Origin of the sequence: Streptomyces sp. NRRL B-1140 (assembly GCF_001280065.1) — a bacterium.
Taxonomy (GTDB): Bacteria; Actinomycetota; Actinomycetes; order Streptomycetales; family Streptomycetaceae; genus Streptomyces.
In genome coordinates this window covers 1-23,288 of sequence record NZ_LGEA01000120.1, presented here as the reverse complement: position 1 = coordinate 23,288, position 23,288 = coordinate 1, and the positions used below count along the sequence as shown (strand labels likewise).

Below are 23,288 nucleotides of genomic sequence, written 5' to 3'. Positions count from 1 at the left end.
CAAGCAGTACATACGCGATGAAGCGTAGGAAAGAAGGCATTTCTTCATGAGCAGCAACGAGACTCCGCGCGGGCCCGTCGACTCCTCCCGCGTCCCGCGGTACGCCGGACCCGCGACCTTCGCCCGGCTGCCCCGGCTGGACGAGGTCGGCCGGGCCGATGTCGCCGTGGTCGGCGTGCCGTTCGACTCGGGCGTCTCGTACCGGCCGGGCGCCCGCTTCGGCGGCAACGCGATCCGCGAGGCGTCCCGGCTGCTGCGCCCGTACAACCCGGCGCAGGACGCCTCGCCGTTCGCCCTGGCGCAGGTCGCTGACGGCGGCGACATCGCCGTCAACCCGTTCAACATCAACGAGGCCGTCGAGACCGTCGAGGCCGCCGCCGACGACCTGCTCGGCACCGGCGCCCGCCTGATGACCCTCGGCGGCGACCACACCATCGCGCTGCCCCTGCTGCGCTCGGTCGCCAAGAAGCACGGCCCGGTCGCCCTGCTGCACTTCGACGCCCACCTCGACACCTGGGACACCTACTTCGGCGCCGAGTACACGCACGGCACCCCGTTCCGCCGCGCGGTCGAGGAGGGCATCCTCGACACCGAGGCCCTCTCCCACGTCGGCACCCGCGGCCCGCTCTACGGCAAGCAGGACCTCACCGACGACGAGAAGATGGGCTTCGGCATCGTCACCTCGGCCGACGTCTACCGGCGCGGCGCCGACGAGGTCGCCGACCAGCTCCGCCAGCGCATCGGCGACCGGCCGCTGTACATCTCCATCGACATCGACTGCCTCGACCCGGCCCACGCCCCCGGCACCGGCACCCCCGAGGCCGGCGGCATGACCTCCCGCGAACTGCTGGAGATCCTGCGCGGACTGGCCTCCTGCAACCTGGTCTCCGCGGACGTGGTCGAGGTGGCCCCCGCGTACGATCACGCCGAGATCACGTCGGTGGCCGCGTCCCACACGGCGTACGAACTGACCACGATCATGTCCCGCCAGATCGCCGCGGCCCGGAAGGACTCGGAAGCCAAGTGACTCACGACCACGACCTGGTGCTCCGCCCCACGCCCGCCCAGACGGAGGCCGCCCTCAACCCTCCTCCCGGCCGCAACGGCGGAGACCTGGTCGTGGAGACGCTGGCCGGGCTCGGTGCGACGACCGTCTTCGGACTGCCCGGCCAGCACGCGCTCGGCATGTTCGACGCCCTGCGCCGCTCGGACCTCCGGTACATCGGCCTGCGGGTGGAGAACAACGCCGGATTCGCGGCGGACGCCTACGGCCGGATCACCGGTGAGGCCGCGCCGCTGCTGCTGTCGACGGGCCCCGGCGCCCTGACCTCCCTGGCCGCTCTGCAGGAGGCGGCGGCGGCCTCCGCGCCCGTGCTGGCCATCAGCAGCCAGGTCCCGACGGCCGGTCTCGGCGGCGGCCGGCACGGCTACTTGCACGAACTGCCGGACCAGGCGGCCTCGTTCCGGGGCGTGGTCAAGTCCGTGCACACCGTCCGCACCCAGTCGCAGATCCCCTCCGCGATCGAAGCGGCCTGGACGTCGGCGCTGAGCGCCCCGCACGGCCCGGTGTGGGTGGAGATCCCGCAGGACGTGCTGCTCGCCGAGACGGCGATCCCGGTCGTCACCGGCGGCGACGCCTTCCCCGAGGAGCTGCCGCCGCGCCCCGAACTGACCGCCGTGGCCGCCGATCTGCTGTCGAAGGCGGCCCGCCCGGCGATCATCGCGGGCGGGGGAGTGGTCCGGGCGGACGCCTCCGGCAAGCTGAAGCAACTGGCGGAGCGGCTTCAGGCCCCGGTGGTCACCACGCCCGGCGGCAAGGGCGCGTTCCCCTGGAAGCACCCGCTGTCGCTCCAGTCGTGGATCGAGGACCGGCACACCACGGACTTCCTGGAGGACGCCGACGTCCTCCTGGTCGTCGGCTCGGGACTCGGCGAACTCTCCTCGAACTACCACACGTTCAAGCCGCGCGGCCGGGTCGTCCAGATCGAGGCGGACCTCGGCAAGCTGGAGTCCAACCACCCCGCGCTGGGGATCCACGCGGACGCGCGCCTCGCGTTGCAGGCGCTGCTGGAGACGGTGCCCGAACGACAGGACCCGGCAGCCCCGGAGCGGGTACGGGAGGTGCTCGCGAAGGTCGCCGACCGCATCGCCGCCCAGGAACTCACCCTGGAACAGGACGTGCTGGCCTCGGTCCGCGGTGCGCTGCCCGCCGACTCCCCGTCGTTCTGGGACATGACGATCCTCGCGTACTGGGCCTGGTCGGCCTTCGACGCCAAGGGCCCCAACCACATGCACTCCGCGCAGGGCGCCGGCGGCCTCGGCTACGCCTTCCCCGCCGCGCTCGGCGCGGCGGCGGCCGACCCGACCCGCCCGGTCCTCGCCGTCTCCGGTGACGGCGGGGCCCTGTACTCCATCGCCGAGCTGGCCACGGCCCGCCAGTACGACCTGAACGTCACCTGGCTGATCGTCGACGACGGCGGCTACGGCATCCTGCGCGAGTACATGGCCGACGCGTTCGGCGAGGCGACCGCGACGGAACTGACCCGGCCGGACTACGTGGCCCTGGCGGAGTCCTTCGGCGTCCCCGGGGTGCGGACGACCCCGGAGAACCTGGAGCAGGACTTGGCGAAGGCGCTTGCCGCGCCCGGGCCCTCGGTGGTCCTGCTCCCGGCGGTGCTGCGGATGTTCGCGCCGACCCACCTGGGCAGGTCGGACTGAACTCCCTTCGCAAAGAGAGGAGTTCAGTCACAGTGATCGCTACCAGATCGCCTCGACCCACTCCGGGTGGTCGATGAACGGGTTGCGGTTGTGCTGGTAGGTGTCGTAGATGGCCTGGTTGCGCTTCTCCTCGAAGGCGCTCGGCGGGTCCTGCTCGTTCCACTGCTTGAGGACGGAGAGCTTGCCCATGTAGGGGGCGCTGCCGTTGTCGACCTTCTCGTTCGGCTCGAGGTCGGCGAAGCCGTCGCCGCCGTCGTAGCGCACGGCCATGTACAGGATCATGCGGGCCACGTCGCCCTTGTCGGCGTCGCGCGGTTCGAAGGAGTCGGAGTCCGTGAGGCTGCCGCCCCCGCCGCTGACCGTGCTGCCGCCGTTGTCGAAGTCCTTGTTGCCGCGGATGCTGTTGACCTGCACGTCCGCGGGGCGCAGGTGGTGCAGGTCGGTGCCGGGGCCGGTCACCTCGCCGAAGTCGCCGTGGGACTTGGCCCACGTGTGCTCGCGGTTCCAGTCGCCGAGGTCGCCGCCGTTGAGGGACTTGCTGCGTGAGACACCGCTGTACAGCAGGATCACGTTGTTGCTGTTGTTCGGGTCCTGGTCGGTGACCTTGAGGGCGTTCCAGACCGCGGAGTACGAGATCTTCGTCTGGCTGCTGATGATGGTGTGCAGGGAGGACTTGAGGCTGGTGCCCGTCTTGCCGACCGCGTTCTTGTAGTACGTCGTGTCGTACGCGGTCGTCGTGGCGGCGGCCGGGGGAGCGGCCAGGGTGGAGGCGGTGAGGCCGGCCAGGGCGGCGGCCGTGGCCAGAGCCAGGGGCTTCCATCTGCGTATCCGTGTTGTCGCCGGCATGTGGGGTCCCATCTACGCGGGTTGATCGGAGGCGGCAATCGGGAGAGTGACATGGACATGCGGCCGTGTAAATGAATCCGACATGGCAATCAGATGACGGAAACCGGCAAGTCGGGCGTGTTCTACACGAGTTGCCGAGCGAGGGCCCGGCGGACTACAGGCCGTCGCGGACCATCGCGGCGACGATGCGGACGTGGCGGTCGGCCGCCGTGCCCGACCACTCGTTGTCGTAGTTCAGGCCGTAGGGCCAGAAGTGGCCGCCGCCCGTGGAGATCTTGGCGCCCGAGCCGTCGTACTGCTTGACCAGAGCGGTGGCCTGGCCGCCGGTCCAGGTGCCGCTGCCGCCGAGGCGGGACCAGCCCGCGCTCAGCCCCACGCCGATGGTGTGGGCGATCTCGTGCAGGGCCGTCCGCTCGTTCATGTAGCTGCGGTTGCCGCCGAAGCGGATCGTGCCGTTGAGGTTGCCGTCGGCGGTGGGGACGCCCGGTTCGTAGCGGACGGTGAGGGTTTTGCCCAGGTCGCTGAGGTTGTTGTACCGGGCCACCGCCGCGTTCATGGCCTTCGTGATCAGGTCGTAGGCCGAGCGCTGGTCCTCGGTGGGGTTGTTCGCACGGACCAGGGACCACGTGATGGTGGCCGCAGCCGTACGTTCCCGGGCAGGGGCAGGCGGGGCCTGGGGGGTCGCGGCCTGCGCGACGACGCCGGGGCCGGTCAGCAGGGCCGCGGTGAGGGCGGCCACCAGTACCTTGCGTGGACTCATGTGCGGATCCTCCAGTGGGGGTGGTCGTCACGAAGCCTGCGAAACCTCGTACGACGTTCGGGATCTCGGACAAGCGGCGCCGCCGTTCAGTCAAAGCCCTGAAATCACATGGCAGTTGGCGCGCTGTCGACCGCAAGTATCCCGGCGGGAAGAAGGGCGTCAAGAGTTCCGGCAGAGGTCAGTGGAGCCAGAAGAGCAGGGTGTCGGGATTCGTCCGGAGCTGCCGGGCGCTCTCCCACTCACGCGCCTCGAAGCGCAGGGCATCGGCGAACCGGCGTGCCGGGCCCCGGAATTCGGGGTCGAGGCGGTCCAGCACGCGCGCGTAGGCGTCGGCCAGGGCGGCGGCCCGCGGCACCGGCAGGGTGCCGATCGCCGGCACCGCGTCGCCGGGGTGCGGCAGCCGCAGCGGCGGGCCGCTGAACAGGAAGGCGCCCGGGAGCAGGTCGGACGGTACGCCGTGCCGGGCCAGTTCGTCGTCCATGGCGTGGAACCAGGCCGGCCGGCGCCAGGTGCCGAGGTCGGCCGGGTCGGAGAAGTGCGCCGCGACGGTCTGGTAGAAGGCGTAGCTGTAGGCCGGACAGAGGTCGGTGCTCGGGGTGCCGTCGATCAGCTCGTCCAGGGCCCGGCTGATGGAGACGGCCAGGTCGATGCCCTGCTCCCGGAAGCGGGCGTCGGTCCGCTCGCACTCCGTGCGCACCCGGGCGAGCGTGCGCTCCTGCTGCTCGGTCCGCTCCACCGCCGTGAGCAGCCGCACCACCGTTCTCATGTCGCCGGTGCTCATCTCCAGGCAGTAGCCCACCGCTGCGTTTCCCTTCACCCGTCCGCCGGACACCGGGGACCATGATCGGGGACGCGGGGGCGGCGCCGACCGATAAGTCGGGGGCCGTTCGATCATGCGGGGTTATGGCGGATCGGACGAGGAGCCGAGCGTCGCGGCAGCCACGGCGAGGACCGTGAGCGACGCGGAGTCAACTCGCCTTCAGGACGGCGTTTTCGGCCGGGGCCGGCCGGAACTCCGGCGGAGGTCGGCCGGGGTGCGGCGGCCGAGGGCACCGCCGCGTGGCCGGAGCCGCGGTGCGAGTGTGATGTGGCGAAGCCGTGCGCCGCCCGTGAAGCCGGGCGGCTCCGGATAACGACTCGTACAAGCTCTCGCTGTCCATGCAACCTTTCGACCACCTCCGCGAGTCAAGGGGTGCATGACTTCTGGGATATCCCGCCGTGCGCGAGTGCTGGCAGCGGCCGTGGGTACCGGCGTGCTCGTGCCGCTCACAGCCGCCGCCACGCCCGCCTCCGCAGCCCCTCCGGCCGTGAGCTGCACATCGGCCAAGGCCGGGCTGGCCACCAAGCTGAAGAAGGACATCACCGCCGCGCTGGCCACCCGCAAGGGCACGGTCGCCGTCGGCCTCTACGACCGCAGCACCAACACCACCTGCACCCTGCGCGCGAGCTCCGCCTACGACTCGGCCAGCGTCGTCAAGGTCACCGTCCTCGCCACGCTGCTGTGGGACGCGAAGAAATCGAACCGGTACCTCACCGACCGCGAGAACAGCCTCGCCAAGGCGATGATCACCAAGTCGGACAACGAGGCGACCTCCACCCTGTGGAAACAGCTCGGCATGACGAAGATCAAGAACTTCCTCGCGGCCGCCGGCATGACGCAGACCAAGCCCGGCGCCAACGGCTACTGGGGCCTGACCCAGATCACCGTCACCGACGAGCAGAAGCTGCTGAAGCTCCTCACCGCCAAGAACGCGGTCCTGAGCGACAACTCCCGGGCCTACATCATCAAGCTGATGGGCCAGGTCGTGTCGTCCCAGCGCTGGGGCACCCCGTACGGAGTGCCCTCGGGCGTCACGGTGGCCGTCAAGAACGGCTGGCTGCAGCGCTCCACCAACGGGTGGCGGGTGCACAGCGTCGGCGCGTTCAAGGGCGGCGGCCACGACTACGTGATGACGGTGCTGACCCACGGCAACAGCACGATGAACTACGGCATCGCCACCATCCAGGCCGTCGCCAAGGTCATCCACAAGGACCTGGCGGCGAGCTGACCGGGGTCCGGCCGGCCCCTCACCCTGCCGTCCGTCCGTGCTCGAACAGGAATCGAAACTGTTACGGCGGGATGAAAACGGCTCCCGATCGCGTTGGTGCCTTCCGGCAGAGCAGGACGACTGGAAGGTATCGGCGTGACACCGCAACGGGGATGGGCGCGACGACTGTGGGCCTACGCGTGGCGCCACCCGAAGGACGTCGTACTCGCCCTCGGTTCCTCACTGGCCGGCATGGCCGTCATGGCGCTCGTCCCCCTGATCACCAAGGTGATCATCGACGACGTCATCAGCGACCACACCAGGGACATGACCACCTGGGCCGGCCTCCTGATCGCCGCCGCCCTGGTCGTCTACGTCCTCACCTACATCCGCCGCTACTACGGCGGCCGCCTCGCCCTCGACGTCCAGCACGACCTGCGGACCGAGATGTACGGCACGATCACCCGGCTCGACGGGCGCCGCCAGGACGAGCTGTCCACCGGCCAGGTCGTCGGCCGCGCCACCAGCGACCTCCAGCTGATCCAGGGCCTGCTCTTCATGCTCCCGATGACCATCGGGAACTTCATGCTCTTCCTGCTCTCCCTGGCGATCATGGCGTGGCTGTCCGTGCCGCTCACCCTGGTCGCCCTGGCCGTCGCCCCCGCCCTGTGGTGGATCGCCAAGCGCAGCCGCACCCGGCTGCACCCCTCCACCTGGTACGCCCAGGCCCAGGCCGCCGCCGTCGCGGGCGTGGTCGACGGTGCCGTCAGCGGCGTACGCGTGGTGAAGGGCTTCGGGCAGGAGGAGCAGGAGACCGGCAAGCTCCGCGAGGTCGGCCGACGGCTGTTCGCGGGACGGCTGCGCACCATCCGCCTGAATTCGGTCTACACCCCGGCCCTGCAGGCCGTCCCCGCGCTCGGCCAGGTCGCGATGCTGGCCCTCGGCGGCTGGCTGGCGGTGCGCGGGCACATCACGCTCGGCACGTTCGTCGCCTTCTCCACCTATCTCGCCCAGCTGGTCGGCCCGGTCCGCATGCTCGCGGTGGTGCTCACCGTCGGCCAGCAGGCCCGGGCCGGCACCGAGCGCGTCCTGGAGCTGATCGACACCGAGCCGTCGATCGAGGACGGCCACAAGGACCTGCCCGCCGACGCCCCCGCGACGGTCGAGTTCGACGACGTCTCCTTCGGCTACGACGCCGACCGCCCGGTCCTCGACGGGCTGAGCTTCGAGATCCGCCCGGGCGAGACGCTTGCCGTCGTCGGTTCCTCCGGCTCCGGCAAATCCACCGTCTCCCTGCTGCTGCCGCGCTTCTACGACGTCAGCCGCGGGGCCGTCCTGGTCGGCGGCCACGACGTGCGCGAGCTGTCCCTTCAGTCCCTGCGGGCGGCGATCGGCCTGGTCCCGGAGGACTCGTTCCTCTTCTCCGACACGGTCCGCAACAACATCGCCTACGGCCGCCCGGACGCCACCTTCGAGGAGATCGAGAAGGCCGCCCGCGCCGCCCAGGCGGACCGTTTCATCACCGAGCTGCCCGAGGGCTACGACACCACCGTCGGCGAGCACGGCCTCACCCTCTCCGGCGGCCAGCGCCAGCGCGTCGCCCTCGCCCGCGCCATCCTCAGCGACCCGCGCCTGCTGGTCCTGGACGACGCCACCTCCGCCGTGGACGCGCGGGTCGAGCACGAGATCCACGAGGCCCTGAAGGGCGTCATGCGGGGCCGCACCACCCTGCTGATCGCCCACCGCCGCTCCACCCTGAACCTCGCCGACCGCATCGCCGTCCTGGACGGCGGCCGCCTGGCTGACATCGGCACCCACGAGGAACTCCAGGAGCGGTCCGCCCTCTACCGGCGCCTGCTCACCGACCCCGACGAGCTGGGCGCGGTCTCCCCCGGCCACACCCAGCCGGCCTGCCCGCAGGAGGACACCTCCGTCCGGGACGAGCTGGACGCCGAGTTCGACGCCGAGCGCGGGGTCACCCCCAGGCTGTGGACCGGCGACCGCGAGCGCAAGGACACCGCCCTCGCGGAGAGCCCCGCCACCCCCGAGCTGCTCGCCCAGGTCGAGGCGCTGCCCCCGGCCACCGACGTCCCCGACGTCGACGAGGCGAAGGCCGTCCAGCCGGAGGACTCCTACGGCCTGCGCCGGCTGCTGCGCGGCTTCGGACTGCCGCTGCTGATCAGTCTCGCCCTGGTCGCCACCGACGCCGGGATGGGCCTGCTGCTGCCGGTGCTGATCCGGCACGGCATCGACTCGGGCGTCACCGAGGCCGCGCTCGGCGCCGTGTGGGCGGCGGCCCTGCTGGGGCTGCTGACGGTCGTCGTGCAGTGGGCGGCCCAGATCGGCGAGACCCGGATGACCGGGCGCACCGGCGAGCGCGTCCTGTACTCGCTCCGGCTGAAGATCTTCGCCCAGCTCCAGCGCCTGGGGCTCGACTACTACGAGCGCGAGCTGACCGGCCGGATCATGACCCGGATGACGACCGACGTCGACGCGCTGTCGACGTTCCTGCAGACGGGCCTGGTCACGGCCTTCGTCTCGGTCGTCACGTTCTTCGGGATCATGGTCGCGCTGCTCGTGATCGACGTGCAGCTCGCACTGGTCGTCTTCGCGACGCTGCCGCCGCTGATCATCGCCACGTTCTTCTTCCGCCGCGCGAGCGTGAAGGCCTACGAGCTGGCCCGCGAACGCGTGTCGGTGGTCAACGCCGACCTCCAGGAGTCGGTCTCGGGGCTGCGGATCGTGCAGGCATTCCGGCGCGAGCGGGACGGCGGGCGGCGGTTCACCGAGCGCAGTGCCGACTACCGTGCGGCCCGCATCCGGGGCCAGTGGCTGATCTCCGTGTACTTCCCGTTCGTGCAGTTCCTGTCGTCGGTGGCCGCCGCGGCCGTGCTGATCGTGGGCGGGGCCCGGGTCGACGACGGGACCCTCGCCATCGGCTCGCTGGTGGCGTACCTGCTCTACATCGACCTGTTCTTCGCGCCCGTGCAGCAGCTCTCCCAGGTCTTCGACGGCTACCAGCAGGCGACCGTGTCGCTGGGGCGCATCCAGGAGCTGCTCCGGGAGCCGACGTCGACGAAGTCCGCCGACACGCCCCTGGAGGTGCTGTCGCTGCGCGGCGACATCGCCTTCGAGGACGTGCACTTCGCCTACGGGACCGACGAAGAGGCCCTCGGCGGGGTCGACCTGCGCATCCCGGCCGGGCAGACCGTCGCCTTCGTCGGCGAGACCGGCGCGGGCAAGTCGACCCTGGTCAAGCTCGTCGCCCGCTTCTACGACCCCACCGGCGGCCGGGTCACCGTCGACGGCACCGACCTGCGGGACCTGGACCTCACCTCGTACCGGCACCGGCTGGGGGTCGTCCCGCAGGAGGCGTACCTCTTCCAGGGCACCGTCCGCGACGCCATCGCCTACGGCCGTCCCGCCGCCACCGACGCCGAGGTCGAGGCGGCGGCCCGCGCGGTCGGCGCGCACGACATGATCGCCACCCTGGAGGGCGGCTACCTCCACGAGGTCGCCGAGCGCGGGCGCAATCTGTCCGCCGGTCAGCGCCAGCTGATCGCGCTGGCCCGCGCCGAGCTGGTCGACCCGGACGTGCTGCTGCTCGACGAGGCCACGGCCGCCCTGGACCTGGCCACGGAGGCCCAGGTCAACCAGGCCACCGACCGGCTCGCCGGCCGCCGCACCACCCTCGTCGTCGCCCACCGCCTCACCACCGCCGCCCGCGCCGACCGGGTCGTCGTCATGGACCACGGCCGGGTCGCCGAGGACGGCACGCACGAGGAACTGCTCGCGCGCGGCGGGCGGTACGCGGAGCTGTGGCGGACGTTCATCGGCGCGGCGGAGCCGGAGGAGCCGGTCGGCGCGTCCCGCTGAGAGCGGTGAGCGCGTTCTCATCACGCTCGTGCAACCGTCCGACATACGTCATGCGTCCGTACAGGCGTACGCCGATGTTCGCGGGGGACTCCGCCCCGGCGTACGCCGATGGTCGCGGTGGACGCGGTACGGGAGGACGACAGTGCACAGTGGAGCGATACGCCGGCGGCTCGCGCTCGGGCTGGCCGTGCTGACCGCCTCCGGGCTGCTCGCCGTCGCGGCCCCGGGCGAGGCACAGGCCGCGGCCTACGCGCTCTGCCCCGGGCGCAAGGTCCGCACCCTGCCGTTCGCCACCGGGACCGTGCTCGTCTACAAACGGGGCGGCTACGTCTGCGCCGTCACCCTCACCAAGAGGCCGGGCGCCAAGCGCACGATGTCGGTCAGCGTGCAGGCGCGCGGCAACCGGCCCGTCGTGGACCTGGGCCAGTACGGTCACCACGCGGGCCCGGTGATCGTGCACGCCGGGCGCCGCTGCGTCTGGCTCAAGGGCCGGGCCGGCAGAGGGAAGTTCAGCTCCGGCTGGATCCTCTGCTGACGCCGCGCCCCCCGTAACACGCCCCCGCGCACAGGGTTTTCCCTATGTCCCCTGGTGCTCCGGTGAGTTGGTCCGCTAGCTTCCGGCGCACATCTGTCTCACAGGGGAGTGCGCATGCGCAAGGCGCTCAGATGGCTGCTGGCGCTCACGGTGCTCATAGGCACACTGGGCACGGCGGGAGCGGCCACCGCCGCCGACGCCGCCGGCACCGACAGCACCACCGACATCAAGGAGAGACTGCTCTCCATACCGGGCATGAGCCTGGTGGAGGAGAAGCCGTACACCGGCTACCGCTTCTTCGTCCTGAACTACACGCAGCCGGTCGACCACAGGAAGCCCTCCAAGGGCACGTTCCAGCAGCGCATCACCCTGCTGCACAAGGACGTCTCGCGCCCGACGGTGTTCTTCACCAGCGGCTACAACGTCTCCACGACGCCCCGCCGCAGCGAGCCCACCCAGATCGTGGACGGCAACCAGGTCTCCCTGGAGTACCGCTTCTTCACCCCGTCCCGGCCCGCCCCGGCCGACTGGTCCAAGCTGGACATCTGGCAGGCCGCCAGCGACCAGCACCGCGTCTTCAAGGCGCTGAAGGGCATCTACTCCAAGAAGTGGATCTCCACGGGCGGCTCCAAGGGCGGCATGACCGCCACCTACTACGAGCGCTTCTACCCGCGGGACATGGACGGCGTCGTCGCCTACGTCGCCCCCAACGACGTGGTGAACAACGAGGACTCGGCCTACGACCGCTTCTTCGCGCGCGTCGGCACCAAGGAGTGCCGCGACCGGCTGAACGCCGTGCAGCGCGAGGCGCTGGTGCGCCGCGAGCCGCTGGAGAAGAAGTACGCGGCCTACGCCGAGGAGAACGGCCTCACCTTCACCACCATCGGCAGCCTGGACAAGGCCTACGAGGCCACCGTCCTCGACTACGTGTGGGGCTTCTGGCAGTACAGCCTGCTGTCCGACTGCGACCAGATCCCGGCCGACGCGAAGAACGCCACCGACGACGCGATCTGGGACTCCGTCGACACCATCTCCGGCTTCTCCGCCTACGCCGACCAGGGCCTGACCACCTACACGCCGTACTACTACCAGGCCGGCACCCAGCTCGGCGCGCCGACCATCCACTTCCCGCACGTCGAGAAGCGGTACATCCGCTACGGCTACCAGCCGCCGCGGAACTTCGTCCCCCGGGACATCCCGATGAAGTTCCAGCCGTCGGCGATGCGCGACGTGGACACCTGGGTCCGGCACAACGCCCGCCACATGCTGTTCGTCTACGGCCAGAACGACCCGTGGGGCGCGGAGCCGTTCCGCGTCGGCAAGGGCGCGAAGGACTCCTACGTCTTCACCGCCCCCGGCATGAACCACGGCGCCAACGTCGCGGGTCTCGTGCCCGAGCAGAAGGCCCTCGCCACCGCCCGCATCCTCGACTGGGCCGGTGTCGCCCCCGGCGCGGTGCAGGCCGACCCGCAGGCGGCGAAGCCGCTGGCGACGTTCGACGCCAAGCTCGACAAGCGGGACGTGCAGCGTGAGATGACGCTGCGCCCGTAAGGCACCCGAGTGCCGCAGCGCCCGGCCGCTCACAGCGGCCGGGCGCATCCCACGGGCCGCTTCCCGCCCAGCCGGACGTACAGGGCGGTCGGGCCGGGGCAGTCGGCCCGCTCGGCGACCGCCCGGACCACCTTGTACTGCGGCCGCCGTTCGCCGGTGCCGTCGCAGGCGGTCTCGCGCACCTGCCCTTCGCCGGAGTCGTAGACGCAGTCACCGACGATCGTGCGGGGTCCGCCCCCGCCGCCCGGGTCGCCCGGGTGCGGCGGCTGGAGGTTGCGCATACAGGCGTAGCCCTGCGGGACCACCCCGTCGCCGTCCTCGTCGAACGCGGGCCGCTGCTCGCTGATGTGCAGCACGAAGTCGGTGTCCGGCGGGCAGCGTGGTCCGTCCCGCACCGTGCCGTCGTGCCGCGCCGCGACCCGGGCCGCCGCCCGCTCGCCGGTGCACGGCACCTCGGTGAAGCTCGTCGTACCGAACGAGGAGCACTCGCCGACCGCCAGGAACACCGCCCCGTACCCGGCGGGCCGGGTCGGCACCGGCGACGCCGTGGCGGCCCTGCCGGTCCCCGGCCCTCCCAGCCGGCCGTCCTCCGCCACGCCTTCCGACGGACTCTGACAGCCGGTCAGCAGCGCTCCGATCAGGACCAGGAGCCCGCAGACCACCCCCACAAGACTTCGCTGACGCATCGCCGTCCCCCCGAGTGTGCTCGCCCAGCGTGACGCGCCGTAGCGGGCACACGCCAGGCACACAGGGCGGTTTGCGCACGTTGGGGGTGGTGCGCACGGTTCTTGGCGTACCTCTAGTACGACAGTCCGTAGCCGATGGGGTACAGCACCTGTTCCGGATCATCCGCCCGTTGCACCGGCACCGGCAGTTTCCCGCGCGGCCTCACCCGCCCGGCGATCACCTGTGCGGCGGCCCGCAGTTCGACGTCGGTCCAGGAGTAGGCGGCCAGACAGGCCCGCACGGACGGCAGCCGGGCCACGTCGTACGGATTGCGGATCGCCACCGCGGCGACCGGCCTCCCGGTCGCCACGAGCTGGTCCACCAGCGTCTTCTGGCTGCTGCCCGCGGTGACGTTGTACGTGGCGGCCACCACCGCGTCCGCCTCCCGCGCCGCGGCGACCGCCTCGGCGATGGTGGCCGCCGAAGGGGCCGTACCGGTGGACAGGGCCGTGGCGGTGAAGCCCAGTTCGTTCAGCGCGCCCGCGAGCACGCCCGTGGGCGGGCCGGTCGTGCCCGACGGCGAGGCCGGATCCGCGCCGACGACCAGCACCTTGGGGTACCGGCGCCGCGACAGGGGCAGCAGCCGTCCCTCGTTGACGAGCAGCGTGGTGGTCCGCTCGGCGATCCGGTCGGCCGCGGCCCGATGCGCCCGGGTCCCGACGGTCCGGTCCACACCGCCGTGGCCGACGTACGGCGAACGGAACAGTCCCAGCCTGGACTTCAGCCGCAGCACCCGCAGGATCGATGCGTCGAGCCGGGCCTCCGTGAGCTCGCCCTCGCGCACGGCCGTCAGGACGGCGTTCCACGCGAGGTCCAGGTCGGGCGGGTTGAGCAACTGGTCCACGCCCGCCTTCAGCGCGAGCACCGGCACCCGGGCGTCGCCGTACTTGGTCCGTACGCCCTCCATGCCGAGGGAGTCGGTGACCACGACCCCGTCGTAGCCGAGGCGTTCGCGCAGGATGCCGGTGAGGATCGGGCGGGAGAGGGTGGCCGGGTCGCCGGAGCCGTCGAGGGCCGGGACCATCAGGTGCGCGGTCATGATCGAGTCGATACCGGCGGCGATCGCCGCCTTGAACGGTGGTGCGTCGAGCTTCTCCCACAGCTCCCGGCTGTGCGTGATGGTGGGGAAGCCGGTGTGGCTGTCGACATTGGTGTCCCCGTGCCCGGGGAAGTGCTTGGCGGTCGCGGCGACCCCGGACCCCTGGTACCCGGCGACCTCGGCGGCCACCAGCGCGGACACCGCCCGCGGATCGGCGCCGAACGACCGTACGCCGATGACCGGGTTGGCCGGGTTGACGTTCACGTCGGCCACGGGGGAGTAGTCCTGCCGGATGCCCATCGCCCGCAGCTCGGCGCCCGCGATCCGCCCGAGGGTACGGGCGTCGGAGCGCGACCCGCCCGCGCCCACGGCCATGGCCCCCGGGAACAGCGTCGCGGGCACGCCCACCCGGGCGACGATCCCGTGCTCCTGGTCGGTGGAGATGAGCACGGGCAGCCCGCGCGGCAGCTCCAGGGAGGCCTTCTGGATGCCGTTGGACAGCTCGGCGATCTGGTGCGGGTCGCGGGTGTTGTGCGCCCAGGTGAAGTAGATGATGCCGCCGACCCGGTACTTCGCCACCAGCTCGGCCGCCGTGCGGACCCCGATCTCCTTGAGGTTGGCGTCGATGTCGGCCTGGTCGGGGACGGTGGCCGAGTGGCCGTAGACCCGCATGACGAAGAGCTGGCCGACCTTCTCCTGAAGCGTCATGCGGGAGAGGAGGGCGTGCAGTCGGCTGTCGTCCGGGGCGGCGGCCTGCGCGGGCCCGGGGGCCGCGAGGGCGGCGGTGACCCCGGCCGTGGCGGCGAGGACGGTACGTCTGGAGGGCTGAGCGGTGTTTCCCGTGCTTCCCGTGCCGGTGTCGTGCACGTGCGCTCCTTCCGGAGGTGATCCGCTCGGATCCACTGAAGGAAACTTCCAAGAGGTCACGAATATCCGGGAAGTTTCTGCCAGTCAAGACAACGCGCAGCGGCCGGGGAAGGGGCCGCCACCGGCGCGGTTGGAGGGGGGCGCGCCGATGGCGGCGGGTGCCGCCGGCCGCGGTACGGCGGAGAGGGTGGTCAGCGATCGCAGCCAGTGGCGAGGGCCGACACCGCACCGTGGTGACTCTCCGGAGGCCTGCGATTGGACGGGGCCGGTCCGCCCCGGGTTCCCGACTCGGCCCGGATTTCCGCAAGTCGGGACGCACGGGGAAGCAGGAGGTCAACGGGGCGGATGAGCCGCCACTTCCGGCCACTGCTCACCGAGCACCCGTACGGTTTCCACGATGGCCGGACGCCGGGCCGCCCCGGTCCGCCACAGCGCGTACAGCCGCCGCACCGGCATCGGGTCGAGCGGCACCTCCACCACCCCGGCGGGCAGCGGCCCGCGCCCGAGCCGCGGGATCAGCGCGACCCCGAGCCCGGCCGCGACCAGGGCCACGAGGGTGGGATTCTCGTCGGCCTGGTGGACGATGTCCGGCTCGTGCCCGGCCGCGCGCAGCGTCCGCAGCAGCCAGTCGTGGCAGACCCGCCCCGGCGGCTGGCAGATCCACCGCTCCCCGCCCAGCTCCTCCCGTCGTACGGCGGCCCGCCCGGCGAACGGGTGCCCCTCGGGGACGAGCAGATCGCACAGGTCGTTCCCGATGACCGCCTGCTCCAGGCCCGGCGGGGCGGGCAGCGGCGCGATGTCCCAGTCGTGCGCGACGACGAGGTCGACGGCCCCCTTCGCCACCAGGTCGACGGACAGGTGCGGGTCGACCTCCGAGAGCCGGGCGTCCAGGGCGGGATGCCGGCGGCCCAGCTCGGCCAGCACGCCCGGCATCAGCCCGCGTGCCGCCGACGCGAACGCGGCGACGGTCAGCCGCCCCGAAGGCCGGCCCCGCCGCTCCTCCAGCTCGGTCTCGGCGCGCTCCACGATGGCCAGCAACTCCTGCGCGGCCGATACCAGCTGCCGGGCCTCGTCGGTGAGCCGGACACCCCGCCCCTCCCGCTCCAGCAGAACCGTCCGGGTCTCCCGCTCCAGCTTGGCGATCTGCTGGGACACCGCGGAGGGCGTGTACCCGAGCGCGAGCGCGGCGGCGCCGACGGTGCCGTGCACGGAGACGGCGTGCAGGGCACGCAGCCGCTGGAGGTCGAGCACGGGGGTCCCTTCCTTGCTGAGCGGGCCACTCATGGTTCGTTGAGCGATGCTTCATCCAACCATGCAGCAATCCTCGCTGGTGCTTCACGGTCGTCCAGGGCGATGCTCACGGCATGCGCCCGTCACACCTCGCTCTCGCCGTCCTGGTCGCCGCCGTCTGGGGCGTCAACTTCACGGTCATCGAGATCGGCCTGGACCACTTCCCGCCCCTGCTCTTCTCCGCCCTGCGTTTCCTCGCGGCGGCGCTCCCGGCGGTGTTCCTCGTGGGCCGCCCGAAGGTGCCCTGGAAGTGGATCGTGGCGGTCGGCCTGGTCCTCGGCGTGGCGAAGTTCGGCCTGCTCTTCGTCGGCATGGACGCGGGCATGCCGGCCGGCCTGTCCTCCCTGGTCCTGCAGATCCAGGCCGTGTTCACGGCGGCCGTCGCGGCGCTGACCCTGGGCGAACGGCCCTCCCGCGTCCGTCTGCTGGGCATGCTGATCGCCCTGGCCGGCATCACCGTGGCGGCCGTGGACGAGGGCACCTCCGGCCCGCTCGGCGCGTTCGCCCTGGTCGTCGGGGCGGCGGCGTGCTGGGGCGCGTCGAACGTCCTCACCCGCAAGGCGGCCCCGCCCGACGCCCTGAACTTCATGGTCTGGGTCAGCACGGTCCCGGTCCTCCCCCTGCTGGCCCTCTCCCTCCTCACGGAGGGCCCCGCACGCGACCTGGCGGCCCTGCGCGCCCTGGACTGGCAGGGCGCCGGCACCGTCCTCTACGTCGCCTGGATCACCACCGTCTTCGGTTTCGGCGCGTGGGGTTTCCTCCTGCGCCACCACCCCGCCTCCACGGTGGCCCCGTTCTCCCTCCTGGTCCCGGTCTTCGGCATGTCGTCGGCGTTCCTGTTCCTGGGCGAGCCGGTGAGCCCGCTGCGGTGGTGCGCGGCGGCCCTGCTGGTGGGCGGAGTGGGTCTGGCGTCCCTGACCCCGCGCCGCACCACACTCGGGGTTGCCGCGGACCCGGCGGCGACCGTCGTCAGGACGCCTCGACCAGCATCCCGGGCGGGCTGACGTGGAACGTGCGGGCCCGTACGCCGAAGCCCGTGTCGCCGTCCAGGTGGCTGTCGTCGTCCCAGGTGATCAGCACGCTCTCGGGGCCGTTGCCGAAGGCCGTCGCGGCGCAGGTGTGGGAGCGCTGCCCGGGGTCCGCCGTGCTGACCCGCACCGGGTCGCCTAGTGAACCCTGGCTCTCCGAGCAGACCTTGGCCATCACCGTCGGCACGGTGTCGTGCGTGTCCGCGCTCTCCTCGACCCACGCCATCAGGAAGCGTCCGTTCGGCAGCCGGGACAGGGCCGGGGAGCTCCGGGTGACACCCCTGGGGTTCCCGGCCGTGATGTCGAAGGTCTCCGTGCCGTCCGGCTGGAAGATGCTCGCGGCCACCGTCGTCTGCGGTTTGCCCAGGTCGCTGGGCTGGATGCCCTCGATGTGCGCGACGACGAAGCGCCCGCTGTCGAGCAGGGTGATCGCGTTGACCCCGGTGAAGCCGCCGACGTCCGGCTGGATCTCCCCGCCCAGCGGGTTGCCCTCGAAGTCGAAGAACCGCAGGGTGAGTCGGCCGCCCCCGACCGACGAGGGGTCCGTCGACCAGGCCACGACCACATTGCCGTTGGTGAGGATCGAGGCGGCGGGCTTCTCGTGGAAGCCCTCGGTGGTGCTGACCGTGAACTCCGGTGTCGCCGGGCCGCCGTCGGCGTGGAAGCGCCGCGCGCGGATGCGCCGGTCGGGCCGCCGGCTCGCCCAGGTGACCAGCACACCACCGTCGATCATGAACGCGAGGCACGGCCTGACCTGCGGATCCGCGTCCTCGGTGACCAGCATCGCGGGACCGGACTTCCGGCCCTCGGTGAACCGCTGGAGTTTCACGCAGGGGCTGGGGCCCGGCGTGCCGAACGGGGTCTCCAGCCATACGGCGAACTGGCCGCTGATCCCCGCGGACAGCACGGACGGCCACAGCGGCCGCACCCCCGGTCCGTCCGCCGGCTGCGTACTGACCGCGAACTCGTCCCCCAGCTTGTCGCCGTCGTCGCCGAGGAACTGGCCCTTGATGACGAAGTCGCTCTCGTCCGACCACAACTCCAGGAACTGCGTGCCGAACAGGGCGTCGACGGCGGGCTGGAGCTGGTCGCCGGACTTGGTGGTGTTGACGAGGAAGTCAGCCATGGCTGCTCTTTCGAATCAGGGCGAGGGGAAGGAAGAGCACTGCGACCGGCCGAGTCCTTGGGAAAAGCGTGTCACGCCCGGGGAGCGGCTGCATCCGGAGCGGCGCGGCCCCCCGGCACCCGTCGCCCTGCACCCCCGGCCGCGTGGTGCCCCGCACCCGCCGCCCTGCACCCCGGCTGTGTGGTGCCCTGCACTCGCCGCCCTGTTCCACCCGGCGGGCGGGCCCGGACATTCCGCTGCCCCGCCCCCTGATCGGCGGGGCGGGGCGGCGGCCTGGCGGGGAGCCGGGTCAGCGGGTGTGCTCGGTGAACCTCTTCGCCGTCTCGGCCAGGACCTCCTGGCCGTCCCGTGCCCACAGGACGTCGTTGAACAGCTCCACCTCGATGGCACCGGTGTAACCGGCCGCCTCGACGTGGTCCTGCCACTCCCGCATGTCGATGGACCCGTCACCGATCTGGCCGCGACCGGTGAGAACGCCCTCCGGGAGAGGAGTCGTCCAGTCGGCGAGCTGGAAGGTGTGGATGCGCCCGCCCGCACCGGCCCGGGCGATCTGCGCGGGCGCGGTGTCGTCCCACCAGATGTGGTACGTGTCCACCGTGACACCGACCTGGTCCGCCGGGAAACGCTCGGCGATGTCCAGGGCCTGCGCCAGGGTCGACACCACGCAGCGGTCCGCGGCGTACATGGGGTGCAGCGGCTCGATGGCCAGGCGGACGCCGTGCCGCTGCGCGTACGGGCCCAGTTCCGCCAGGGCGTCCGCGATGCGCTCCCGGGCGCCGTGCAGGTCCTTGGAGCCGGCGGGCAGACCGCCCGAGACCAGGACCAGGGTGTCCGTGCCCAGGGCCGCCGCCTCGTCGATCGCACGGCGGTTGTCCGCCAGGGCCTCGGCACGCTCCGCCGGATCGATCGCCGTGAAGAAGCCGCCCCGGCACAGTGTCGTCACCGTCAGCCCGGCGTCCCGGACCAGCTTGGCCGTGGCCTCCAGGCCGTGCGCCTGCACCGGCTCGCGCCAGAGCCCCACGTTGCGGATGCCCAGCCGGTTACAGCCGTCGGCCAGTTCCGGCAACGACAGCTGCTTCACCGTCATCTGGTTGATGGAGAAGCGCTCCAGCGACCCGCTCACTGGTTCACCCCGTACACGCTCAGCAGTGTCTTCATCCGTTCCTCCGCCAGCTTCGGGTCGGGGAACAGCCCGAGTCCGTCGGCCAGTTCGTACGCCTTCGCCAGATGCGGCAGCGAGCGGGCCGACTGCAGGCCGCCGACCATCGTGAAGTGCGGCTGGTGGTCCGCGAGCCAGGCGAGGAAGACGACCCCCGTCTTGTAGAAGCGGGTCGGGGCCTGGAAGAGGTGGCGGGAGAGCTCGACCGTGGGGTCCAGCAGTTCGCGGAAGCCCTTCCTGTCGCCCGTGTCCAGGACCTGGACCGCCTCGGCCGCCAGCGGGCCGAGCGGGTCGAAGATGCCGAGCAGCGCGTGACTGAAGCCCTGCTCGTCGCCCGCGATCAGCTCGGGGTAGTTGAAGTCGTCGCCGGTGTAGCAGCGCACGCCCTGCGGGAGCCGGCGGCGGATGTCGATCTCGCGCCGGGCCTCCAGGAGCGAGACCTTGATGCCGTCGACCTTGTCCGGGTGGGCGGCGATCACCTCCAGGAACGTGTCCGTCGCCGCGTCCAGGTCGGACGAGCCCCAGTAGCCCTCCAGCGCCGGGTCGAACATCGGGCCGAGCCAGTGCAGGATCACCGGCTCGGAGGCCTGGCGCAGCAGGTGGCCGTAGACCTCCAGGTAGTCCTCGGGGCCGGAGGCCGCCGCCGCGAGTGCCCGGGAGGCCATCAGGATGGCCTGCGCGCCGGACTCCTCCACGAGGGCGAGCTGCTCCTCGTAGGCCGCGCGGACCTCGGCGAGGGGCGCGGGGCCGGTCAGCTGGTCGGTGCCGACACCGCAGGCGATCAGACCGCCCACCGCCTTGGCCTCGGCGGCGCTGCGGCGGATCAGTTCGGCCGCGCCCGCCCAGTCCAGGCCCATGCCGCGCTGGGCGGTGTCCATGGCCTCGGCGACGCCCAGCCCGTGCGACCACAGGTGGCGGCGGAAGGCGAGGGTCAGGTCCCAGTCGACGGCGGCGGGCGAGTCGGGGGAGACGTCCGCGAACGGGTCGGCCACGACATGCGCGGCCGAGAAGACCGTGCGGGAGGTGAAGGGCGTGCCGGGCGTCACCGCCAGGGGCTCGGTGCGCGGCTCGTAGGTCCGCAGCGCCCCTGCGGGGCCGGGGAGTCGGATCGTCACAGCGAGATCTCCGGGACGTCGAGGCGGCGGCCCTCGGCCGAGGACTTCAGGCCCAGCTCGGCCAGCTGCACACCGCGGGCACCGGCCAGCAGGTCCCAGTGGTAGGGGGCGTCGGCGTAGACGTGCTTGAGGAACAGCTCCCACTGGGCCTTGAAGCCGTTGTCGAACTCGGTGTTGTCCGGGACCTCCTGCCACTGGTCGCGGAAGACCTCCGTGGCGGGGATGTCCGGGTTCCAGACCGGCTTGGGGGTGGCGCTGCGGTGCTGGACGCGGCAGTTGCGCAGGCCCGCCACCGCGGAGCCCTCGGTGCCGTCGACCTGGAACTCCACCAGTTCGTCGCGGTTGACGCGGACGGCCCAGGAGGAGTTGATCTGGGCGATGGCGCCGCCCTCCAGCTCGAAGACGCCGTAGGCGGCGTCGTCGGCCGTGGCGTCGTAGGGCTTGTCGTTCTCGTCCCAGCGCTGCGGGATGTGCGTGGCGGTGAGCGCCTGGACGGACTTCACCCGGCCGAACAGCTCGTGCAGCACGTACTCCCAGTGCGGGAACATGTCGACGACGATGCCGCCGCCGTCTTCGGCGCGGTAGTTCCAGGAGGGGCGCTGGGCGGTCTGCCAGTCGCCCTCGAAGACCCAGTAGCCGAACTCGCCGCGGATCGAGAGGATCCGGCCGAAGAAGCCGCCGTCGATGAGACGCTTCAGCTTCAGCAGGCCCGGGAGGAAGAGCTTGTCCTGGACGACGCCGTGCTTGATGCCGGCCTCGTTCGCCAGCCGGGCGAGCTCCAGGGCGCCGTCGAGGCCGGTGGCGGTCGGCTTCTCGGTGTAGATGTGCTTGCCGGCCGCGATGGCCTTCTTCAGGGCGGACTCGCGGGCGGAGGTGACCTGCGCGTCGAAGTAGATGTCGACCGTCTCGTCGGCGAGGACCGCGTCCACGTCCGTGGAGACGTGCTCCAGCCCGTGCTGCTCGGCCAGCGCCTTCAGCGCGTGCTCGCGGCGGCCGACCAGGATCGGCTCGGGCCACAGCACGGTGCCGTCGCCGAGGTCGAGGCCGCCCTGCTCGCGGAGGGCGAGGATGGAGCGGACCAGGTGCTGGCGGTAGCCCATGCGCCCGGTCACGCCGTTCATGGCGATACGCACCGTCTTGCGTGTCACGTCGTTCCCTTCGTACGCGGTCGTCGCGCCGCGTACGCCCCACCTTTCACAGGCGTCCCGTCGAGTCGGCCGTGGACTGGTGAGCGATGCAGCAAGCGCTTTCTATACAGGGAGAAGCTAGCCTCTGAACCGCGGTCCGGACAAGACCGTGACCAGGACGAGTTGTTCGAGGGGGCGAACAACAGGGGGTCGGGGGCTTAAGGTCTGCTCGGAACCATGGCCATGGGTTCGTCGAGGCAGCGGGGGTCTACCTGCTGTTCCGCTCGGAACCATGGCCAGTGGTCTGGGTGTGTAGGAGGGCGGAGACGAGATGCGCGACCGGAGGACGACGAGATGACGGTGACCCTGGCGGATGTGGCGGCCCGCGCACAGGTCTCACCCGCGACGGTGTCGCGCGTGCTGAACGGGAACTACCCCGTGGCGGCCTCCACCCGCGAGCGGGTGCTGAAGGCCGTGGACGAGCTGGACTATGTGCTCAACGGGCCCGCGAGCGCCCTGGCCGCCGCCACCTCCGACCTGGTCGGAATCCTGGTGAACGACATCGCCGACCCGTTCTTCGGGATCATGGCGAGCGCGATCCAGGGCGAGATCGGCGGTCCGGGCGGCCGGGCGGGCGGGGAGAGGCTCGCGGTGGTCTGCAACACGGGCGGCTCTCCCGAGCGGGAGCTGACGTACCTCACGCTGCTGCAGCGGCAGCGGGCGGCGGCCGTGGTGCTGACCGGCGGTGCGATTGAGGACGCGCCGCACAAGGCGGCCATGGACGCGAAGGTGCGCAAGCTGGCCGAGGCCGGGACGCGGGTCGTGCTGTGCGGACGGCCGCAGGCGCCGGACACCGGGGCGATCGCGCTGACCTTCGACAACCGCGGCGGCGGCCAGGAGCTGACCGAGCACCTCATCGGGCTCGGGCACCGGCGGCTCGGCTACATCGCGGGCCCGGAGGAGCGGACGACCACACGGCACCGGCTGGAGGGGCACCGGGCCGCGCTGGCCGCGCACGGCATCGAGGAGGACCCGCGCTGGACGGTGCACGGGCGCTACGACCGGCGGTCCGGCTACGAGGCCACGCTGGAGCTGATGCGGCGTGACCCGTCACTGACGGCGGTCGTCGCGGCGAACGACTCCGTGGCACTGGGCGCGTGCGCCGCGCTGCGGGACTCGGGGCTGCGGATCCCGGAGGACGTGTCGGTGGCGGGCTTCGACGACCTGCCGTTCAGCATCGACGCGGTGCCTTCGCTGACGACCGTGCGGCTGCCGCTGGCCGAGGCCGGGGCCCGCGCCGGGCGGATCGCGATGGGGCGCGAGGAGGCACCGCCCGGGGGGATCGCCTCGGTGCGGGGGGAGCTGATGGTGCGGGGGTCCTCCGGGGTGCCGCGGGTTTCCTAGGTGTATTGACCTGGAGCGTTGTTCACACGGCTGATCGGTGGCTGGCCTCCGAGTGCGGTGTGGCAGCGATGGTAGTTGTAGACGTGGAGGAAGT

Annotated in this window: 18 protein-coding genes; 8 read left to right on the top strand and 10 right to left on the bottom strand. The window is 71.7% G+C overall.

The features are described from left to right. Window positions 1–46 precede the first annotated feature (46 nt). On the top strand, window positions 47–1,027 hold the full coding sequence (gene speB, locus ADK65_RS29450; RefSeq protein WP_053674033.1) for an agmatinase: 981 nt from the start codon (window positions 47–49) through the stop codon (window positions 1,025–1,027). Beyond that, complete coding sequence (locus ADK65_RS29445) at window positions 1,024–2,718, top strand: thiamine pyrophosphate-binding protein (protein ID WP_053674032.1); 1,695 nt, start codon at window positions 1,024–1,026, stop codon at window positions 2,716–2,718. Before speB ends, ADK65_RS29445 begins: the two co-directional genes overlap by 4 nt. 39 nt (window positions 2,719–2,757) lie before the next feature. On the opposite strand, the gene ADK65_RS29440 is transcribed toward ADK65_RS29445, so the two are convergent. The 3 genes from ADK65_RS29440 to ADK65_RS29430 all read right to left on the bottom strand — a co-directional run bounded on the left by ADK65_RS29440 (window position 2,758) and on the right by ADK65_RS29430 (window position 5,123). Next, a complete protein-coding gene (locus ADK65_RS29440) occupies window positions 2,758–3,564 on the bottom strand; it encodes an endonuclease I family protein (protein WP_053674031.1) in 807 nt (268 codons plus the stop codon). A 154-nt stretch (window positions 3,565–3,718) separates the two neighbouring features. Beyond that, entirely contained in the window at window positions 3,719–4,324 is a 606-nt protein-coding gene (locus ADK65_RS29435) for a hypothetical protein (protein WP_053674030.1), read from the bottom strand. Window positions 4,325–4,502: 178 nt separating this feature from the next. Next, window positions 4,503–5,123: a DUF7691 family protein gene (locus ADK65_RS29430; protein WP_053674029.1), complete on the bottom strand. Its 621-nt coding sequence runs from the start codon at window positions 5,121–5,123 to the stop codon at window positions 4,503–4,505. A 397-nt stretch (window positions 5,124–5,520) separates the two neighbouring features. Between ADK65_RS29430 and ADK65_RS29425 the strand changes: the two genes are divergently transcribed. The 4 genes from ADK65_RS29425 to ADK65_RS29410 all read left to right on the top strand — a co-directional run bounded on the left by ADK65_RS29425 (window position 5,521) and on the right by ADK65_RS29410 (window position 12,313). After that, window positions 5,521–6,372, top strand: a complete 852-nt coding sequence (locus ADK65_RS29425; RefSeq protein ID WP_053674028.1) for a serine hydrolase — start codon at window positions 5,521–5,523, stop codon at window positions 6,370–6,372. Window positions 6,373–6,507: 135 nt separating this feature from the next. Next, the gene (locus ADK65_RS29420; RefSeq protein WP_078956203.1) at window positions 6,508–10,227 is read left to right on the top strand and encodes an ABC transporter ATP-binding protein; all 3,720 of its coding nucleotides are present in this window, start codon (window positions 6,508–6,510) and stop codon (window positions 10,225–10,227) included. Between the two features lie 142 nt (window positions 10,228–10,369). Beyond that, window positions 10,370–10,762 carry a hypothetical protein gene (locus ADK65_RS29415; protein WP_053674027.1) on the top strand — a complete coding sequence of 131 codons (393 nt, stop codon included), beginning with the start codon at window positions 10,370–10,372 and terminating at the stop codon, window positions 10,760–10,762. A 114-nt stretch (window positions 10,763–10,876) separates the two neighbouring features. After that, a complete protein-coding gene (locus ADK65_RS29410) occupies window positions 10,877–12,313 on the top strand; it encodes a S28 family serine protease (RefSeq protein ID WP_053674026.1) in 1,437 nt (478 codons plus the stop codon). Between the two features lie 29 nt (window positions 12,314–12,342). Here the strand turns inward: ADK65_RS29410 and ADK65_RS29405 are convergent, their stop codons facing one another. From ADK65_RS29405 to ADK65_RS29395, 3 genes are all read right to left on the bottom strand, one after another. Beyond that, window positions 12,343–12,999 (bottom strand): hypothetical protein, encoded by a 657-nt coding sequence (locus tag ADK65_RS29405; RefSeq protein ID WP_053674025.1) that lies wholly within the window; start codon window positions 12,997–12,999, stop codon window positions 12,343–12,345. A 113-nt stretch (window positions 13,000–13,112) separates the two neighbouring features. Beyond that, entirely contained in the window at window positions 13,113–14,945 is a 1,833-nt protein-coding gene (locus ADK65_RS29400; RefSeq protein ID WP_053674024.1) for a glycoside hydrolase family 3 protein, read from the bottom strand. A 333-nt stretch (window positions 14,946–15,278) separates the two neighbouring features. After that, entirely contained in the window at window positions 15,279–16,196 is a 918-nt protein-coding gene (locus ADK65_RS29395; protein ID WP_053674023.1) for a LysR family transcriptional regulator, read from the bottom strand. A gap of 113 nt (window positions 16,197–16,309) precedes the next feature. Here ADK65_RS29395 and ADK65_RS29390 point away from each other — a divergent pair, with 113 nt between their 5' ends. Continuing rightward, entirely contained in the window at window positions 16,310–17,239 is a 930-nt protein-coding gene (locus ADK65_RS29390) for an EamA family transporter (protein ID WP_053674022.1), read from the top strand. Here ADK65_RS29390 and ADK65_RS29385 read toward each other — a convergent pair. The 4 genes from ADK65_RS29385 to ADK65_RS29370 all read right to left on the bottom strand — a co-directional run bounded on the left by ADK65_RS29385 (window position 17,205) and on the right by ADK65_RS29370 (window position 21,811). Continuing rightward, entirely contained in the window at window positions 17,205–18,389 is a 1,185-nt protein-coding gene (locus tag ADK65_RS29385) for a hypothetical protein (RefSeq protein WP_053674021.1), read from the bottom strand. The two genes, ADK65_RS29390 and ADK65_RS29385, sit on opposite strands and share 35 nt — an antisense overlap. A gap of 289 nt (window positions 18,390–18,678) precedes the next feature. Next, complete coding sequence (locus tag ADK65_RS29380; RefSeq protein WP_053674039.1) at window positions 18,679–19,476, bottom strand: sugar phosphate isomerase/epimerase family protein; 798 nt, start codon at window positions 19,474–19,476, stop codon at window positions 18,679–18,681. Window positions 19,477–19,508: 32 nt separating this feature from the next. Continuing rightward, window positions 19,509–20,663, bottom strand: coding sequence for a dihydrodipicolinate synthase family protein (locus ADK65_RS29375; protein ID WP_053674020.1), 1,155 nt, complete (start codon window positions 20,661–20,663; stop codon window positions 19,509–19,511). Further along, complete coding sequence (locus ADK65_RS29370; protein WP_053674019.1) at window positions 20,660–21,811, bottom strand: Gfo/Idh/MocA family protein; 1,152 nt, start codon at window positions 21,809–21,811, stop codon at window positions 20,660–20,662. Before ADK65_RS29370 ends, ADK65_RS29375 begins: the two co-directional genes overlap by 4 nt. A gap of 333 nt (window positions 21,812–22,144) precedes the next feature. On the opposite strand from ADK65_RS29370, the gene ADK65_RS29365 reads away from it, so the two are divergent. Beyond that, window positions 22,145–23,194 (top strand): LacI family DNA-binding transcriptional regulator, encoded by a 1,050-nt coding sequence (locus ADK65_RS29365; RefSeq protein ID WP_053674018.1) that lies wholly within the window; start codon window positions 22,145–22,147, stop codon window positions 23,192–23,194. Window positions 23,195–23,288 lie beyond the last annotated feature (94 nt).

Bases quoted from the DNA above. Each gene is read 5' to 3' on its own strand.
- ADK65_RS29365 (WP_053674018.1), top strand. From the start codon at position 22,145: ATGACGGTGACCCTGGCGGATGTGGCGGCCCGCGCACAGGTCTCACCC.
- ADK65_RS29390 (WP_053674022.1), top strand. From the start codon at position 16,310: ATGCGCCCGTCACACCTCGCTCTCGCCGTCCTGGTCGCCGCCGTCTGG.
- ADK65_RS29405 (WP_053674025.1), bottom strand. From the start codon at position 12,999: ATGCGTCAGCGAAGTCTTGTGGGGGTGGTCTGCGGGCTCCTGGTCCTG.
- ADK65_RS29425 (WP_053674028.1), top strand. From the start codon at position 5,521: ATGACTTCTGGGATATCCCGCCGTGCGCGAGTGCTGGCAGCGGCCGTG.
- ADK65_RS29435 (WP_053674030.1), bottom strand. From the start codon at position 4,324: ATGAGTCCACGCAAGGTACTGGTGGCCGCCCTCACCGCGGCCCTGCTG.
- speB (WP_053674033.1), top strand. From the start codon at position 47: ATGAGCAGCAACGAGACTCCGCGCGGGCCCGTCGACTCCTCCCGCGTC.
- ADK65_RS29440 (WP_053674031.1), bottom strand. From the start codon at position 3,564: ATGCCGGCGACAACACGGATACGCAGATGGAAGCCCCTGGCTCTGGCC.
- ADK65_RS29410 (WP_053674026.1), top strand. From the start codon at position 10,877: ATGCGCAAGGCGCTCAGATGGCTGCTGGCGCTCACGGTGCTCATAGGC.
- ADK65_RS29380 (WP_053674039.1), bottom strand. From the start codon at position 19,476: ATGACGGTGAAGCAGCTGTCGTTGCCGGAACTGGCCGACGGCTGTAAC.
- ADK65_RS29385 (WP_053674021.1), bottom strand. From the start codon at position 18,389: ATGGCTGACTTCCTCGTCAACACCACCAAGTCCGGCGACCAGCTCCAG.